Source organism: Ralstonia sp. SA306 (genome assembly GCF_054792405.1).
Genome location: NZ_CP096452.1, coordinates 573237 through 590699 on the forward strand (window position 1 = coordinate 573237; position 17463 = coordinate 590699).

The window sequence follows — 17463 nt, forward strand, 5'->3', positions numbered from 1 at the left end:
GATTCAAGGAAGAGGAAAGCCCAACGAGGTGGCGATCGTGCGAAGGGAACTGATGCCAGGAACCCCGCTGATTCCGGGGGCGCTGCCTGTGATGGAGCCCGGGCACACGCCTCCGAACGGACCTTGCGGAACCGAGTAAGCCGGTGCCGTTAAATTCGGCTGTGAGATGAAGTCGAGCGCGTAGGCGATCGAATTGGTGTCCGGCAGGCCTCCACGCGCACCGAGGGGATTGAGTCCGAAGCGCCAAGCCAGTAACTGGTGGATCGAACTCGGGTCAAGCGGCCAATGGCTGACATGCCCGCGCTTGACGCGTGGACCAATCAGCACCATCGGCACACGGAAGCCGAGGTAGCCATCGTTACCTAACTGCGTCTCGGCAGCAGAGACGGGGCGTTTGAATGGCGGCACGTGGTCGAAAAAGCCGCCCCATTCGTCGTACGTGATGATCAGCAGTGTCTTCTGCCATCCGGGGCCGTTACGCACGGCGTCATAGATCTGATTAAGAAACACCTGCCCGTTTCGGATATCTGAGTTCGGGTGATCATCGGCAGATATGCCTTGCGGGTTCTCCCCGGTAAAGCGCGGATCGACGTATGAGAATGCAGGTAGGGTGCCGGCTGCAGCGTCCGTCAAAAACGTCGCGAACGGTTTGGATGTGTTGAGATACTTCGCGCCGAACAGCGCCGTAAAAGGCACGTCGCTGAAGTAATAGTTGGCGGACACACCCTTCTCGGCAAAGCGATCGAAGATTGTCGGCAGCGAGCAGGTTGCATTGGAGTTGTGCAGTCGATCGGTTTCGCCGCACATCAGGTAAAACCGGTTCGGATAGGTTTCCGCCAGAATTCCGCAGTGGTAGCTGTCACAGACTGTCCAATCCCGGGCGGCTGACCCAAAGAAAGATAGATCTTCGGCTTGGTAGTAACCGATGGGGAAGAGGTCGCCGGGCGTCTTGTTTGTGTCCGGCGTCAGCAACCATCCATCCATCTTCCCGCCGTCGAGTTGGATGCGTGCCCCTTCGTAGCTGTGATCCGGATCGGCGAAGCCACAACCCTGAAAACCATACTTGGGATCGGTCGCGAGGCGGAACGAGTTCTGCGGATTGCCAAACGCGTCGATGAACTGGAGCCCAGCCTGCTTTCCGTTGGCACCCGGCAGCCAGCCCAGATAGTGGTCGAACGATCGGTTTTCCATCACCACCAGCACGACGTGGTCGATGCCCGACTGCGCAGGACCGGGCAAGACCGGTGGCACTAACTGTGTTGGCACGGGTGCGCTCCCCGTAGATGAGGCGCCACCCGGATCCCCCGCGAGGCTGCCATCGCCGCCCCCGCCACATGCAGACAAGCCGGCACCGGCGAGCGTCGCGGCCGCCGCACCGAGCAATCGGCGGCGCGTCTGGAAACGCACCGTTGAAATCTCCTGAGTCACGCAACTTCTCCCGCTTATGTATCGCCCTGAAGGCATCCTTAGAACGCGCGGACAGTAGCAGTGGCGCTCGGTCCCTCATGTGACAGGATCGCGGAGTAGAGTCGTGGCTCTTATTCAAACAGCCTGGATGCGGCGCGTGGCGCACATGTTGCCAAGACCGCTGCCAGACTAGGTGCGTGTATGCAACGCCTTGGGGATGGCAGCGAGGTTAAATATCTGGCAGCGGCAGCGGCAGCGGCAGCGGCAGCGGCAGCGGATCGCATTTGGGAGCGAGCGCGTTTTCCGGTCACCCATCATTTCAGAGGAAACGCTCGTCGGTGAACGCGGTCTGGTTCTTCCCGGAGGTCTTCGCGCGATACATCGCACTATCTGCGCGACGCAAGATGGCAGGAATGTCGAGGGGTTCGCCTCGTGCGTCAGTTGAAAACAGATAGATGCCGATGCTGGCCGACACAGAAACAGGATGCCCATCAACGGTTTGAATCGCATTCAGTACCGATTGGACATCATCTGCAATGGCTTGCGCGTCTGTCTTGCGATAAAGGTCGCGCGCCAGAATCACAAACTCGTCGCCTCCCAGGCGGGAGAGCGTATCGCCGCGGCGCATGCGAGCTTGCAAGGCTTGGGCAAAGCGTTGCAGCAGCAAGTCTCCTACTCCGTGCCCATACGCGTCGTTGACCTGTTTGAACCCGTCCAAATCAATGAGCAACAGAGCCGTTCGTTCCGCCTCGCCATCTTGACCACAAAGGACGCGCGCGATGGTCTTCTCAAGGCTTTTGCGATTGCTCAGACCCGTCAAAGGATCAGTAGCGGCTCGCTTCTCGAGCCTGTTGACCAACACTGACAAATATATGGAGGTTGCGGTAACGCCAAAGGCGATGCCCAGCCCGGCGGAAAAATTCTCCTGCCACCACGGTGCCCATCGCATGAGCGCGACAATGCCAGCAAGCGCGACAGTGCAGGAGAGTGCCAACATGCGTTTGCCATGGCGGCACCCTGCGCCTACCAAAAACCAGAAGAAAGCCCAGAGCATGGGCAATGCAATCCGTCCTCCTGCGGCAAGAATCATCACCACTGAAGCCTGGTCCATGACCGTGGTCGTCACTAAGCGCGTACGCGATGGGACGGGCAGTGTGTTGACAGCCCAATACGTACCGACGCTGAATACGACATAAAAAAGACATGCCAGTAGCGTTCGGTATGCCTCAGGCGTTGGTTGGATGAATGCAACGACTGCATAGGCCAGGAGGGGTAGCGGGCCCAGGTAGATCCGCAACAGCGCTTGCTCATATTCCGGCAGCCTTTCAACGGTGCTCAAACGCCGGGCTCCGCTAACGCCAAGTAAGTCTGCCAATCGCATATCAACTCGCAAGCCACAACCTTTCTGGTTTTAGTCGAGTGTAGTTGATGCACAAGCGCTGAAGTTCATCTGCCGATGTAGTTAGTTGGTGGGGTTGCGCACGCGTGCAGACGCGCGCTGTTTACCCGGGATCCAGTCGCGCGTGCGACTCATCTGAAGTGCGAGTTCGTCAGCGATTTCGTCTGATCGCGAGCGCGCCAAGGAGATGCGAGAAAGTGCTGACTATGTGCTCGAAGTGCTTTCCGACGATTCAAATCCCAGCCAACTCGAAGCGGCAAGTTCTGTCGTCGGGCACGCCGTCATTTGTCTCGAAACGGTCGGCGGCGACAGCAGGAGCAGTATCCCAGGCTCTCGTGGAAATAATTTCCGATCCGTTTGGGCGGTCACGCACGCTGCTTTGAAGGAGTACGAGGGACACTGCTCGCAATGCTTGCGGCGCCGCATGGTGTAGCGCTCAACCCGCAGGCGAGGAGCACCATGCTAGAACATCAAGACTGTGGAAATATCTGCTCTTGCAGTTCCAACCATCGCCATCGCGCAATGAGTGAAAGTCGGATACGGATGGGGCATCGAGACTGCGAACAGCGACACCTACCTCTGGCATTGGGGAAATAACCCGGGGTACCGAGCATTTGCCATGGTGTCGCTGTCGTCCCGGAACGGATTCGTCCTCTTTACCAATAGCGAACATGGAATGCCATTGGCCGCGCCGCTTGCGCACTCCACCATTCCGGCAGAGCACGGGGTCTTTCGTTTTTCTATGCTGAGCTGAGTCCCAACGCCGGGATAGAGCGAACGTCCTCTACCAGCCAAAAGGAGACGCCTGAATGAGATGTCCGATTGGCAGAACGTCAGTAGTCTGCGTCGACAAGAATTACGAATTCCTCGTCTCGGTCTCCAGCGAGACGTCGTTTACAGGCGCCCACATTGAGCAGGCACCAACCCTCGTCGGTACTCTAGGTACTGGGAAATTGCACAACCACAAACGTTAACATCATGGATAACCTGTCCAGATGGCCACGTTATGCCTAACGGCACAATTTCTGTGCCGTTAGGCATAACGTGGCCGACGAATAAAGCATAACGTGGCCGGAACACAGGGCTTAGTCTGGCTTGGCGCTAAGCGTTAAAGCATAACTTGGCCCAACGGGACCGAATAAGGCATAACCTGTCCAAACGGATTTCTTCCCGTGGAGGCGCGCGCAATGCGGGTCTCGGGAAGTGGTCGCCATGGAGCCCTCCGAGCTCCTCGTTCGCCACTGGACCGTCTGCGCACAGATCATGACGATGCATCCGGCTGCTCGGCCGCGTTGGACGGGCGGATGGGGTTACGTGCGTACGACTGAATCTTGGGCCCTAATCCAAGTGCGCCCGACCCTGTATTCAGCTCGGGAATTGTGGGCAAGTGGAGCGTAGTCCACTTTGGCGTTCTCTAATAGACAATGACGTTCTCTATTAGACCGCAGGCGCGCAAGTGAACCATGCCGTATCTGCCGCAGTGCTCACACATTGGTACTGACTGGTATTTGCCTGTGGAGAGTTCCAAGGCAAGAATGTCGGCCACCACGTCTGCCGGCAGTTGTTGAAGAATCTTCTTCCACTGCTCAGATGCTTTCGAGGGTGCAACGTGCCCGCGCACGTGCACTTCGATTGCTGTACGTACTGTGCGCTCTATGTCTTTGCGCGCTACCTACCGGTTCTTTCCGATTACCGCCTGGCGGCAGGCAGCCTGTATGCGATTTATCCGCCTGGGCGCCATTTATCGCACAGGGTGCGTGTACTCATCGACTTCCTGGCTGAGCGGTTCGCTCTTGCAAAGCCGACGTGAAGCGGGCTGAAAAGAAAAGTCGCCGTTTATGCGGCGTGGGTGCCTGCTCGATGATGGACGGGGGAGTCTCAAACATCTTGCACCCGCACGCACTCGGCAATGTCGGAGAGGCGCATATGAGCGAGATGATTGAGCAACGCAGTCTCTGCCGCCCCTTCTCTTCCTATCGGAAGTGCGACAGGCTCCGTTGACCGGGCACGTTGAGCGGGGGGGGGCTGTCCAATAAGGTGCGGCGTTCGCAAGAGGGCAGCGAAAGCCGTCTTCCGCTTCCCCAACTTGCCTATGGACGCTGCGGAAGATAGAGGGTAACAAGCACAGACGCACTTTCTATTGCCTCTAGCCAATGCGGTTCTTCCGGTGGAAGCAGCAGAAGATCTCCTGCGCGCATGGTGTGTGTGCCCGAGTTCATACCGAGCTTCAGCACGCCCTCTAGGCACTGTACCGTAATGTCTCCCGGCGCCTGATGGACAGGAATACGGCCGCCTGTAGGCAGCACGAGTCGCATGACTTCAAGGTGCGTCGAGCGGATCAAGGCGACGGATTTTGCTTGCTGGAGTGCAGCGCCCAGTGGGCGGACGTCGATCAGCTCTCCGGGCGCGGCGTGTGGTGTTGCCATGTTCTCTCCTGGTCGTTAAAGCTGCGTCGGTCAAATTGCCCTGCGGGTGAGCATGTTTCGGATCTCGCTGATCGCCTTGGCTGGGTTCAGACCCTTGGGGCACACGTTCGTACAGTTCATGATCGTTCGGCAGCGGAACAGGCGGTAGGGATCGTTGAGGTTGTCCAGGCGCGCGGCAGTGGCCTCGTCGCGCGAATCCAAGAGAAAGCGATACGCCTGCAGCAGGCCAGCTGGGCCGACATACTTGTCGGGATTCCACCAGTACGACGGACATGCGCTTGAGCAGCATGCGCACAGGATGCACTCATAGAGGCCGTCCAATTGGTCGCGTTCCTGAGGTGATTGAAGGCGCTCACGCTCCGGCGGTGCGGTGTCGTTGATCAGGTACGGCTTGATCGAGTGGTATTGCTTGAAGAAATCCGTCATATCCACGATCAGGTCGCGTATGACGGGCAGGCCCGGAAGCGGGCGTAGAACGATATGGCGCGGCAGCTCGTTGAGGTTGGTCGTACAGGCAAGACCGTTCTTGCCGTTGATGTTCATCGCGTCTGAACCGCACACACCCTCCCGGCATGATCTTCGGAAGCTCAGTGTCTGATCCTGCGCCTTGAGGCGAATCAGAACATCCAGCAGCATCCGTTCGTCTGGCTTCAACTCGACGTCAAAGGCCTGCATGTAGGGCTGGACATCTGAATCGGGATCGTAGCGGTAGACCTCGAAAACGCGTGTGTCGCTCATGACGTCTCTCCTTCGGCGCTTGTTTTCCACTGTGAGGCACCGCGCTCTCGTAGCGGGTGCGATGGCGGTTAGGCACTCAGGTGAAATGAGCCTTCGGTTTGATGGGCCATCGCCTCGCTTGTTCTATCTCTATATCAGCGACGAGTAGGTGTGATTGGACACGTGGGCTTGCGAGGTAGGCGTCACGCTAGCGCTCAGCCTAGCCGTATATCGAGACTGAACAGGAGCCTGAAAATGGCGTGCAGCCATCCATCGCCACGGCCTGGAATCGGTCCATATCGAGAATCCGGATGTCTTTGCCGCGCACTTCAAGTAGCCGACGTTGCTGCAGTTTCGTCAGCATTCTGCTAACAGTTTCGAGTTTCAACCCAAGGTAGCTGCCAATTTCCGCGCGCGTCATTTTCAGCGTGAACTGTGTCGACGAAAAACCGCGCGCGCTCCAGCGTTCCGATAAATCGAACAGAAAGGTAGCGACGCGATCCTCCGCTCCCATCGTGCCGAGCAGCCCCATCCATTTGGACCCGCGCACGATCTCGGCGCTGAGCATGCTCAATACGTGCCGCTGAACGATCTTCAGGTCATGGCACAGGCGTTCGAGTCGCTCAAACGGCATCACGCATACCGAGCTGTCTTCCAGTGCGATTGCATCGTAGGCATGCTTGCCGCTGGCGATACCGTCAATGCCAAGCGGATCACCCGACAAAGCGATGCCGACGACCTGTGCGCCTCCCGTCCGATGGATTACGGTTTTGAAGGAGCCGGCACGGATGGCATAGATGCTTTGGAGGCTTCCGCCTCTGCGGTACAGCGCTTGTCCGCGCTTGATCATACGGATGCAGCGCATAGACTCGTTGAGCCGCTCTGCGGCCGATGTGTCGACCGGCTCAGCGGTGCACAGGCGCGCCAATGCACAACTGTTGCAGGTGACGTTCGTCGCCTCAATCTCTTGGCGCGCCTGCGGCAGAAGCGTCTTGCAACAGGCGTCAGGCGCGTGGACGCTGTCGGGTTCGATTGTGGTCAGCATGTTGTCCTCTGTCCACCAGTACTAAGGTCACCGGCACGTGTACGCATCGTTCGCAAATGGTCGAATCATCTGCGCATCAAGCATCCGTTGTGCTGGCCAGATCGACGATCGCGGCCTGCCACAAGACACATTCGCCGGCATTGATTGCGGATGCGGCAGACATTCAGCCGGCCGCTCTCACCGTAAAGTCGATCACGATGTTGCCCGGATCGCGGGTGACATATCCGGCATCCACGCGTGGCCCGTAGTGCCGCTCAATCTGCGCAAGGAGCGGGAGCGGATCATGATCGTTGACAAAGCGCATCACTTCGCCTGGCTCTAGGGCGTCGAGCGCGCCGAAGATGGCCGCGTGCCGGAAACGCTTGGCAATGCCCCGTGCATCGAAGACATGATGCTGGGCGAAGATGGTGCCGATGGCTTTCAAAGTTGGCATGGAAGTTTCTCCTGGAAAGGGTGCCCTCGTGATGGGCTTCATTGGGTTTCAGTGCGATGCCACGGCGCGTCGGGCAACCATCGTTGTGCTCAGCCTGGCGAGCTGCTTTCGATCCAGGCACGCTTGGGCGAACACCAGAACCTGACCTTCTTCGACGGCGATGTGACGACGGTATGCGTCAGCGAAGCTCTCTGCCCAGGCGCGCTCGATCGGCCTGACCTGGCCCTGAGCAATATCGGCAAGGACTGCTCGCAACTGCGCCCAGTTCGCTTCCAGAGATCGATGCTCAGTGAGCAGCGACGCGATCACCTCGACCACCGGCGAACCCCGACGCTGGCCCTCTGCGATCAGCAACGGAAAGAGATCTTCTTCTTCGTCGGCATGATGATGAGGCCCGGCCACGTCGAAGTAACGCATGATGTTTCGGGCCGCCTGCTGCGCCTGTTCGTCCGCACCGTGCGATGGCAGATGTGCCGACAGCTTCGCGAGCGTGGCGCATTGCGCGGCAATACGCTCGTGACAGGCCTTGAGCATTTCGAGCGGCTCGTCGAAAGAGGGTGCCGGTTTGGTTAGTAGACCATCTAGCTTCACTTCGTATCCTTCAGCTTCCTGTTCGGCCTGTCTTGCCGTCGGCCGTGGGTGCGCGGTTTTCAACTTTGCCCGCAGTGATATAACATGCATTGACAATACATCATTTATTTCGACCTTACAACCTCACCGATTCGTCCCCGCTTTACTCCGCACACCGCAGAGCGCTTGTCCACCCGCGAGGTCGTCACGCGCTACCTAGGTGAGCGCGGATCGCCAGTCCGGTCGACTATGCTCGATTTATGACCGAGGTACACAATCTGCTTGAAGAGCGGCTCGGCGTACCATAGAGCAAGGCTAGAGAGGCCGGCTGATCGTCCTTGCAGGCGTGTTGGCCGTTACCGAACATTAAAGTACAGGGCCATGACCGTAACAGAACCGCTCCCATATTTTCGCTACCATCCGGCGCCCCTTGTAACCGGCGCCGGCGCTGCCAGCGAAACGATATGCGCGTGCTGCAAGCAAGCGCGAGGCTACATCTATGTAGGACCGGTCTATTCAGTCAACGATTTGCACGACGCGTTGTGCCCGTGGTGCATCGCCGATGGTTCTGCAGCCAGCAAGCTGGACGCATCTTTCGCTGACTCGTACCCTCTGGCGCGTGCGGGTGTGCCAGCCGAGGTTATAGAAGAGGTGAATCTTCGGACCCCGGGCTATATCTCTTGGCAACAGGAGTGGTGGCTTTCTCACTGCGGCGACGCTTGTGAGTTCCATGGCGATGCCAGTATTCAGGACGTCGAGTCAGCATCCGAGAGCACCAAACAAGCTTGGCTGCTTGAGTACAAACAGGACGAGGCGGCGTGGGGACGGGTTACGGAGGGTTACCAACCAGGTGGTGACTCCGCTCTGTACAAATTCGTTTGTAGGCACTGCAGGCAAGTGCTGCTCGCTTGGGACTTGTGCTGACAGAAGTAAATCATATGCCCCCGATGTCAGCTTCCGGCAAAGAGCAGCCATTCTGTACCGGCCATGAGGTGACACTCATCTATGCCATCCGCCAGTTTTCGTCTAACAGCAATGTATGCCGAGGCCGAAATGCAATCCGTCGCTCGGCGTTACGTTCCTGCCTGCGTTGTGGAGGCGCTTCGCCTTGAGCCGAGCGCGCCATGGTTCTTGGTAAAAACAAAGACAGACGCGGAGCGTGACCTGCTGAGAATGACCGAAACACTCTTAAGCGAGTTCCAGGCAGTGTTTCAGGCACGCGGGTGTCCCGATGACATCGTCCGACGTCTCATGTTCACTTTCCAGTCACTTGAGACCGTGGAGCGAGACTATGGGGGCAACTGGTATTGGGCCTTGAAGTAGTCGACGTTTTAGCGAAGCGGCCTAGTGTCGGCATTGGCCACCAAATGGCGCCGCACAGATCGTAGGAATCGGATGTTATGGACGCCCGATCCGAATAGGGCAATGGGCACCGATGCGGTGAGCATCAGCGTGACTGGCTGGTGCCACAATCGCGGCACGAAAAAGCAGAGCGCGGCAAGGCCGATCAGGCACAGCAGCCATCCCACTTCTGACTCGCAGTTGATGTCGCCGCTGCCGTGGTCGCGCCACGCTACCAGCGTCTGCCAGTTTCCGGGCTCCCTCAAATAGGCGGTCACTGTCATGCCGGCCTCGATGCGAGGCTCGCCGGGCGCGGCGGCGGAATACTCAATGTGGCCGCCGCTTTGGAAGCCGAACAGCGTCACTGGCATGCGGTTCTGCGAGGTCTTGGTAATGCCGAAGACGCGATCGAAGCGGACGGTTTCCAGAGGCATGCTTATTGGCGTTCTGTTGGAACTTGCGGAGTGACGAGGTCGATTTTGACCAGGTAGACCCCGAGCGTGCTCACCTTTTCGGTAACGCTGATCGTGCCGTGCTCCGGCAGAGAAGGTAGGTTCCACAGGGAAGCGCACGTCTTGATCGTGCCGGCGCCGCCCGGGTCGACAAACTGGACGGCGGTATGGCAGCTTTTTGCGCCTCGGACTTTCTCAAATGCGGCTTGGGCGGTGACAACGCGATCTGCAGTGAAGCGGGGAATTGTAGTCGCCCAGGTCCACGTCGTGAAGGCGCCGAACAGCGCAAAGCAAATAAATTGCCCCACTGGGTCGATCCTGCGTTTTGACGAGGTGTCCGACTTTGGGAAATCGAGTACGGCGAACAGCGTTGCGACAATCACCCCTCCGGCCAAGGCGATATAGAACCTTGGAAACAGGGATGGAGCGTAGCAATCGCGCGCAAACAAGAACGCCGGGTAGATAGACAACAACAAAAGGAACAGCAGGGACAGGCCCAGAATTGCTTTGTGTCGCGCGAGCATTTCGTATGTTCAGGCAGGGCAGATATCGCAGAAAGGCAGCAGGATATGCGACATGTTCCAACGGCTGTGTTCGGCCAGGAACGGACGATGGTGAGGGCGGCTGTCAGGCGGGCCCGGAGATGCGACCCAAGTCTAGCGCCGCCGGCCCAGATGGAACCATTCTGGTCTTCGGAGCCGGCAACCTTCCGATACGGTCCGACGAGTGGTTCATGGCGAACCAGGTTGTCGAGATTTTTCTTGCGTTCTGTGTCAACGCGCCATTTCCGAGCTAAGTCGGTTGGCGCCCGGCGCCAGAGCTCTAACTATCAGTCGGGACATCTTTCGGCCAAATTCGGCCCGTTCCTGAGGTCTTGGGGGCTTCCCGGGAAACCAGCGATGAACCGTCTTTTGTGCGCAGCGCGGACGCAAACCGCGAGCCTCCCCCACCGTTTGTAACATCGTCAGGTTGCCACGCCTCGCACCTAAGGTGCTCAACCCATTGATTTGTAAGTGGAACAGAGCCCTACAGATCCTTACAAATTAAAACGGTATCCACTCGGCCGATCGACCAAACTTTCTCCATCAACAGACCACATGCACTGGTCACGGGAGAACGAAGATGAACAACGAGCAACCGAACGTCCAAGGTCAACACTACGCCGGCACGTCGATGGGCCATATGCCACAGTCGCGCCGCATGCATCCGCTGATGGCCGCCGCTGCCGTCGCTGTGATCATCGCGAGCGTCACGGGGGTGGCCGCCATGACGGGCGTGCTGCCCACCTCGAAGGCTATGCATGGCAGCACCGAGGCGAACGTCGCCGCGCAACCGGCCTCCGCACCGCCGGCACTTGCGGCTCCCGGCCAGACGGCAATGCCGAACCAAGCGGCCCCGGCCTATCTGGCACAGCCGGGCGCGGTACACCATGCGGTGCATCGTCCGGCCCCGTCGTATGCGGAACATAACCCGTCGTCTAACGCCGACTATGCGCAACCGCGCCCGGCGGCGAGTCCATATGCCGGTCAGGTGACCGCCGTCACTCCGATCGCCACGCAGCAAGGCAACGAAACCGGTCTGGGCATGATCGGCGGCGCAGTGGTGGGTGGCCTTCTGGGCAATCAAGTCGGCAAGGGCAATGGCCGCACGCTGGCGACCGTCGCCGGCGCGGTGGGTGGCGGCTACGCAGGCCATGAAGCTGAAAACTACTACCACCGCGACACGTCCTACAACGTCAGCGTACGCATGGACAACGGCGCGACACGCAGCTTCACTTATAAGGCCGCACCGGGCTTCCAAGTGGGTGACCGCGTGCACGTGGAAAACGGCAGCCTGGCCGCAGGCTGATCGTTGCACGCTGCCACAGGCAGCACAAAATCGGCCCTCCAGCCGAATGCGGTTCAGTTAAGGGCAGAGCCAGAAACAAGCAAAGAGGCCGCTCCGGCAAATCGGAGCGGCCTTTTTTGTGCCCATAACTTGACGACAAGACGGTCCGCCCTGGTGTGATGGGAGACTAAGAGCAGCTTGTTTGGTGCGTTCCGATTCTTGGCGGCGCTGCCCAAGGACATTCAGGAGCAGCTACAAGCGCTGGGTAAGGGCGAGGCGGACGACCCGACACCGAGTGGTCAGCCCAACATCTTCCGTAGCGACGGACGCGATGCGGTGAGCAAGGTCACGGAACATTCTGCTTCGATTTCATCGAGAGATATTGATTTGTCGGCCATCTTCTCTTGCTCTCACGCCGGCTCCCTGACTCTCACGCGAGTGACCGACGTGACGTTGTAGTTTGATCCGGAATGGCTGCCACTCCACCATTCGAAGTCCAGAGTTCGCTCTTCGGCATGGAAAGAGGGCAGGCGAACCATGGCGTCGCTTGCGGGCCGCGCGATCGCTATTCTGTATTTGAGGTTTCCTTCTGAGTCGTACTTGGACAAAACTACGTGGCCGGGCATTGCGCCGTAGTCGAAATTCCAGATGGCAGCGTCGTCGCAGATCAGCAGTGGTGCTGGCCGAATCTTGTGCCGCCGCGTTGGGTCTGTCGTGAACACAGACCATGCGCTACCGCGTGCGCCAAAGAACTCGGGCTTGAGCAGCTCACGGCAACGCTTCTCCCTACGCTCATCCCAAAATTGGGGCGTCGATTCACTTGGATCTGCCCCTTTTCGGAAGGCCTTTGGTGGATCGAAGTGCTCCGAACGCAGAATGTCCTGCTCGGCAACAACGGGGGTGCCATTTTGGGGTTCGCTCAGTTCGGTGGCCTGCTGCAAGAAAGTGCGCAAAGGGTAGGCAGCCGTGTGTCCGACCCAGTCACCCACCTTCTGGCTTACCAAGTTTCCGTGAAGAAGAAACTGCAAGGCTAGGTTTCTAGGTGGCGGCTTAGGTGTCCAATTGCCGTCTCGCGGCTCCGCTTTGAAGCCGTTGCGGTAGGTGGCGGTCCCGGTCGCCAGCTCACTGCCATCCGAGTCCGACAGCTTCATGTGAACCAGCAGCAAGCCATCCTTTTGTTCGGATTGGACCACCAGCCTAGGCGCTCTTTCGTTTTGAGCTGCCGCTGTAAATCCTGCGTTTAGCGCAACCTCTTGGACCGATTCCTGCCAGTACTCATTTTCGATACCAGGAATGATCGTTCGGAAACCCTCCGACTGGAAGCACTGCTCGATGACGCAGTTGATCCTCACGGTGCCGTAGCCCCATTGGCGGCCCTCGATTAAGGGCTGCTTCGAGTCAATGATCAAAGGTTGCCCGACCGTACCGGTGTACGTCCGCGCCACATGCATCGACGACCATGCGCGGTTCGCGTCGGCCCACGCCTCTGGAATGCGCGTGTTCAATCCGATGACCAGGGTCAGGGCCAATGCCAAAGGCGCAATGATCAGCCACCGGTCAGTGACCAACCACATGAGACCAGCAAGCATCAGGGCTACGCCCACAAGGAAGATGTTGGGGGCAAGGACCACAAGCGCGGGGCCGAGAAATGGGATCACCCCGGCGTAGAGGTCAATATAAGCGAGCGCTAGGACTCCTGCGGCTGTGCCCAAAAGGATGAGCTTCGAATAATCGAAAGGCTCTTTCTGCTCGGGCTTGCTGTCCATTCTTGTTATCGAGATCGGAGCGTCACGCAGCCCCTCGCACTATTGATACGATGTTGCGATGCTATCCGAGGGCTGGGCGTTGTTTGTGCCCCTCGCAAGGAGGGAACGGCCCGTCATAGGTAGTGCGATAAGCGAACGCTCTCGGCCATGAGTCGACATCCGATTCGATTCAATACGGTCGCCCGTACCTGACACCCTTCCTCGCGCTGCTAGAAATGGTCGCGAGTCAGTGATACGTTTCCGACAATGGTCCGATGCTGACCGGTGTTCCCTCGAAGAGGGCGATGGAGATGGATCTGCTGCGAACCCAAGGCAACAAGTTTTCTTCATGACCCTCAAGCACACTGATCGTCGGCAGCCTCAAATGCACAAGTGGTTTCCACTCGTCGCGCTGCTGCTCTCGGTGCTCGCTAGTCCAGTGTGGGCCGACTATACCGTTGATTTCGTGCGCATTTCATGCATCCCGGATGCGCAATTCTTAGACGTCGAGTATCGAGGGATACACAACCCGGCGATCTCCGCGTTGACTGAACACGGCACGGTTCGTCCCGACGTGTTGGCTCGCCATGGATTTTTTTCGCCAAGCAAACTCTCCTACGAATGCTCATTGCCCGACTCGAAGTACACGATCATCGCTACTCAAACTGGCTGGAGTGAACGGGGAATGTGTGGGGCTGCACCAGAGATCTTCCTGAGTCTCCAGAGAAACGGTGAGCCGTTGCTTGAGCGCGTGGTATTTGGGTCAAGTTGCTTCGGTAATCCGTCGGTCACGCGCATCACGATCGAGGATGGAAAGCAGGGTTGGTATTCTCGCGAAGCCGAGGTATGCCTTGCGCGTGGTACCGATGAAACGGCTGGCAAATGTGTATGGTTCTTTGAAGACTACGGCGACTTCAAGAAATTTCCCATACGGCAAGGCGACATTCAACGTCTGCTGCAGTAAGCACAATGCCGGCTATCTTCAGGCGCGCGAACGTGCGGTCGAGGGGGCTGGCGTTTGCATCCAACCATTAAAGAGGGCGGAAAGCACAGAGCTGGAGCTTGCCTGTGCAATCCGAGCCGCAATCGCGCCCAATCGATGAGATCCTCGCTCCTGCTTGCAATGCTGTTGTATGTCTGGCAAGCGGCAACTGCCGCGCCCAGCTACCCCAACACAGAATCCATGCCGGCAGACCTGGTCGACACGCAGTCCGCATGGTATCGAGCCTGCATGGCATCGAAGGATGCGGTCCCGCCTGCGCAGGATCTGCCTTCCGACGCAGAGCGGCAGTCAGCCGCTATCTGCGTGCCGGACGACCTCTACTACGACACAAAGCACCTTCCTCATCGTACTGATGCCGACTGGGCGCGCGTCAGAGCTTGCGCCTTCGCTCAAGACGAGGTAGGCGTGTTGATGATGCTTTACGCAAATGGCTACGGTGTAAAAAGGAGCCCAGCGATTGCGGTGCGATATGCCTGTCTTCTCGGTGGGGCGGCTGCCGAGGAACAGTCGCGGGTTCTTCACCTGTCGATGATGGATGGTAAAAGCGACGGCGCAGAGTTCGATATTTGCGACGATGCAACAAGCGGGTTCATGGCCGGCTATTGCGCGCGTATTGAAGATCGACGGCGTGCTCAAAATCGAACCAAAGTTCTTGCGAAATTTTCGCAAAAATTGAATAAGCGCGAGCGTGGCGCGTTCGAGCAGTTGCAGACTGCGTTGTCTGCGTTTGCTCAGCGGCGTGGCGACCGTGAGACCGACATGACGGGCACTGCCCGTGCCGCCCTTGCCATTCAAGCTAGTGCCGATGAGTACGACGCTTTTGTGAGCCTTCTTGGGAAGGTTGCGGGTGGCACGCTAGAGAGGGCCGACCCGACAAGAGTCAGAGAGCTCGATCTGCAGATGGACCAAGTATTGCACGAAGTCATGTTGTCCAAAGCGATTCGCGCCGACTCCTCAGACAGAATCGGAGATACGACGATCACAAAGGTCGACGTTGCTGAAGCGCAGCGTGCCTGGATCCAATATAGGGGTGCGTGGGTTGAGTTCATCGAGACCCATAGAAGCCCACGCGTAGATCGCGATTCTCTTATCAGCTACCTGACGGCGCGGAGATTGGAGCAGCTTCGAAGCGTGCTCGAAGAGGCGCAGTAGCTCTGCGATTCTGGCAATATTTCGACTCCAATCGAACCCTCTATTCACGCTATGCAGACCGGGAACACGGCGCAGCCGACTCTTCGCACGTACGTGAAACTAGCCGGCTTCTACCTTGTGGCCATCGGTCTGCTTCTTAATGGTTGGAGCACATGGACTGAAGGCACAGTCCTCCTCCGGCCAAAGAACGCCGAGGCATACGTCGCCATGCGCGGGGGTGCGAACGAAGGCTCGTTTTACACCTATGTCGTCAGCAATCTGGCTGTCGGTGCGCTTTTTCTGCTTGCGAGCGTCGTTGTGACTTGGGCGGTCTTCTTCTCTCGGAACTCCGCAACCAAGGCCAAGGTGCTGGAGAGCGTGAACACTCCGCCGGTTAGGAGGCCACGTGTCCCGACGTGGTTTTTCTGGTCCGCGATCATGTTCGTCGTGGGCGTGTTCGTTTATGCGTTTGCTTCCATGCGCTGACGTCGTGGCGCCGCAGCGTGGTCGCTGGCGCAGGTAACGTCATCACCGACCGTTATCGGCCAGGAGCGGCCGTTAAACGACTAAACAACCATAACCTGTCCAAATGGCCACTTTATGCTTAACGGCACAATTTCGTTGATCCACAACGAACATCAATTTGGTGGGACGTACAGGATTTGAACCTGCCTGCCTGCGTCGGTAAACCGTCGCCGCTCGACCCATGAGCTACCGTCCCGCCTTCACTATATCGACCCTTCCTGAGGAAACCCGAGTCGGGACATCCCCCTAGCCGGATCGGCCAGTGCGCTACTCGGGCGGAGGCATCCGGACGCTCTACCCCGGAATGATTCTGCGCTGGCGCAAGTCGTCGAAGATGCGCATGAACATCGCTTCCGTCTCCACGTATTCGTGAAAACCAAAGCGGCGCGCCTTGGAGCCGTCACCGAACATGTCGTAGTCCCATGAGAAGACGAAATCGGCAAAGCGCCACGAAGACACATCGCGGTAGGGCGTGTTCGCCAAACCATGCTTGGCGATCATGCTTTGCCAGAGTGGCGCCTTGTCGGCCATTACGGTGTCGAGCGACAAGGGCAGCGGCGGGGCGACTTCCATCGCAAAGTAGCCGGCGATCTTCGGCCACATTTCGCTCCAGCGGAATAGGTCTCCGTTGTTGATGTTGAAGGCCTGGTTGGCGCAGCGTGGGTCGGTGGCGGCCCACACGGTGGCATGGGCGAGCAGGCTAGCATCGGTCATTTCCAGCAGGTGGTCGTATACACCGGGTTTGCCGGGAAAGCGCAGCGGCAGGCCCAGTTCTTTCGATATCGAAGCGTACACGGCGATGGCCACGGAAAGGTTCATCGGATTGCCCAGCGCAAAGCCGCCCACCACTGACGGGCGGATGGCCGACCATGTCCACGCCTTGCCCACCTGGCGCGCTTCCAGAAAGGTCTGCTGGTCAAACATGAATTCGGGTGGCATGAAATGCGCATCGGTTTCGCGCGCCGGGGTTTTGAACGGCCCGAGGTGACCGCCGTAGACCTTGTAGCCCTGCATCAGGCTGATGTGCGCGAGCTGGGGCGATGCGGCTTCCATGGCGTCGACCACGTTGGTCAGCATGGCGAGGTTGGGCGGCACCAGTTCAGCCCAGGTCGGGCGGTCCTGATAGGCGGCGTAGAAGAGGTGCGTGACGTCGCCAAGTGCGCCGAGCTTGATGCGCGTGTCGGCTGCGTCGAGCAGGTCGACGGCCACATGCCGGATGCGCTCCGTCGATTCCCCGCCGCGGCGCGACAGGCCGACGATGCGCCAGTCGTCCAATGTGGCGAGGTGCTCGATCAGGTTGCGGCCGATCACGCCCTGTGCGCCCACGACGAGCGCGACTTTATTCTGTGCAGTCATGTTGGTGTTGAGTTGAGCCCGAAGCAGCAATGGCAATGGCCACCAGTATGAGAACGGTCGGATCTGTGCGATAGACTGCCGGCAAG

The 17463-nt window shown here is 58.6% G+C and carries 16 protein-coding genes; 5 read left to right on the forward strand and 11 right to left on the reverse strand.

Annotation, left to right across the window (positions count from 1 at the left end):
* Window positions 1-3 precede the first annotated feature (3 nt).
* From M1D44_RS19210 to M1D44_RS19240, 7 genes are all read right to left on the reverse strand, one after another.
* Entirely contained in the window at window positions 4-1428 is a 1425-nt protein-coding gene (locus M1D44_RS19210; RefSeq protein ID WP_316853651.1) for an alkaline phosphatase family protein, read from the reverse strand.
* A 298-nt stretch (window positions 1429-1726) separates the two neighbouring features.
* The gene (locus M1D44_RS19215; RefSeq protein ID WP_316853652.1) at window positions 1727-2746 is read right to left on the reverse strand and encodes a GGDEF domain-containing protein; all 1020 of its coding nucleotides are present in this window, start codon (window positions 2744-2746) and stop codon (window positions 1727-1729) included.
* Window positions 2747-4896: 2150 nt separating this feature from the next.
* Window positions 4897-5232, reverse strand: a complete 336-nt coding sequence (locus M1D44_RS19220; RefSeq protein WP_024977745.1) for a cupin domain-containing protein — start codon at window positions 5230-5232, stop codon at window positions 4897-4899.
* Between the two features lie 30 nt (window positions 5233-5262).
* Window positions 5263-5970, reverse strand: coding sequence for a succinate dehydrogenase/fumarate reductase iron-sulfur subunit (locus tag M1D44_RS19225; protein WP_316853653.1), 708 nt, complete (start codon window positions 5968-5970; stop codon window positions 5263-5265).
* A 199-nt stretch (window positions 5971-6169) separates the two neighbouring features.
* Complete coding sequence (locus tag M1D44_RS19230; RefSeq protein ID WP_316853654.1) at window positions 6170-6994, reverse strand: helix-turn-helix domain-containing protein; 825 nt, start codon at window positions 6992-6994, stop codon at window positions 6170-6172.
* Window positions 6995-7157: 163 nt separating this feature from the next.
* Window positions 7158-7427, reverse strand: coding sequence for a DUF2249 domain-containing protein (locus M1D44_RS19235; RefSeq protein WP_112187488.1), 270 nt, complete (start codon window positions 7425-7427; stop codon window positions 7158-7160).
* A gap of 48 nt (window positions 7428-7475) precedes the next feature.
* On the reverse strand, window positions 7476-8081 hold the full coding sequence (locus tag M1D44_RS19240; RefSeq protein ID WP_239498050.1) for a hemerythrin domain-containing protein: 606 nt from the start codon (window positions 8079-8081) through the stop codon (window positions 7476-7478).
* Between the two features lie 297 nt (window positions 8082-8378).
* Between M1D44_RS19240 and M1D44_RS19245 the strand changes: the two genes are divergently transcribed.
* Window positions 8379-8921 carry a CbrC family protein gene (locus M1D44_RS19245; RefSeq protein ID WP_428984663.1) on the forward strand — a complete coding sequence of 181 codons (543 nt, stop codon included), beginning with the start codon at window positions 8379-8381 and terminating at the stop codon, window positions 8919-8921.
* Window positions 8922-9328: 407 nt separating this feature from the next.
* Here M1D44_RS19245 and M1D44_RS19250 read toward each other — a convergent pair whose 3' ends face one another.
* Both M1D44_RS19250 and M1D44_RS19255 read right to left on the reverse strand, forming a co-directional pair.
* Window positions 9329-9772 carry a hypothetical protein gene (locus M1D44_RS19250; RefSeq protein WP_316853655.1) on the reverse strand — a complete coding sequence of 148 codons (444 nt, stop codon included), beginning with the start codon at window positions 9770-9772 and terminating at the stop codon, window positions 9329-9331.
* Window positions 9773-9774: 2 nt separating this feature from the next.
* Window positions 9775-10314, reverse strand: a complete 540-nt coding sequence (locus tag M1D44_RS19255; protein WP_024979333.1) for a hypothetical protein — start codon at window positions 10312-10314, stop codon at window positions 9775-9777.
* 598 nt (window positions 10315-10912) lie between these two features.
* Between M1D44_RS19255 and M1D44_RS19260 the strand changes: the two genes are divergently transcribed.
* Window positions 10913-11638 carry a glycine zipper 2TM domain-containing protein gene (locus M1D44_RS19260; protein WP_316853656.1) on the forward strand — a complete coding sequence of 242 codons (726 nt, stop codon included), beginning with the start codon at window positions 10913-10915 and terminating at the stop codon, window positions 11636-11638.
* 389 nt (window positions 11639-12027) lie between these two features.
* On the opposite strand, the gene M1D44_RS19265 is transcribed toward M1D44_RS19260, so the two are convergent.
* Window positions 12028-13383 carry a hypothetical protein gene (locus tag M1D44_RS19265; RefSeq protein WP_316853657.1) on the reverse strand — a complete coding sequence of 452 codons (1356 nt, stop codon included), beginning with the start codon at window positions 13381-13383 and terminating at the stop codon, window positions 12028-12030.
* A 328-nt stretch (window positions 13384-13711) separates the two neighbouring features.
* Here M1D44_RS19265 and M1D44_RS19270 point away from each other — a divergent pair, with 328 nt between their 5' ends.
* The 3 genes from M1D44_RS19270 to M1D44_RS19280 all read left to right on the forward strand — a co-directional run bounded on the left by M1D44_RS19270 (window position 13712) and on the right by M1D44_RS19280 (window position 15982).
* The gene (locus M1D44_RS19270; RefSeq protein ID WP_235193279.1) at window positions 13712-14326 is read left to right on the forward strand and encodes a hypothetical protein; all 615 of its coding nucleotides are present in this window, start codon (window positions 13712-13714) and stop codon (window positions 14324-14326) included.
* Window positions 14327-14593: 267 nt separating this feature from the next.
* Window positions 14594-15517 carry a hypothetical protein gene (locus M1D44_RS19275; protein WP_316853658.1) on the forward strand — a complete coding sequence of 308 codons (924 nt, stop codon included), beginning with the start codon at window positions 14594-14596 and terminating at the stop codon, window positions 15515-15517.
* 93 nt (window positions 15518-15610) lie between these two features.
* Window positions 15611-15982 carry a hypothetical protein gene (locus M1D44_RS19280; RefSeq protein WP_316853659.1) on the forward strand — a complete coding sequence of 124 codons (372 nt, stop codon included), beginning with the start codon at window positions 15611-15613 and terminating at the stop codon, window positions 15980-15982.
* A 333-nt stretch (window positions 15983-16315) separates the two neighbouring features.
* On the opposite strand, the gene M1D44_RS19285 is transcribed toward M1D44_RS19280, so the two are convergent.
* The gene (locus M1D44_RS19285) at window positions 16316-17377 is read right to left on the reverse strand and encodes an SDR family oxidoreductase (RefSeq protein ID WP_316853660.1); all 1062 of its coding nucleotides are present in this window, start codon (window positions 17375-17377) and stop codon (window positions 16316-16318) included.
* Between the last annotated feature and the right edge of the window lie 86 nt (window positions 17378-17463).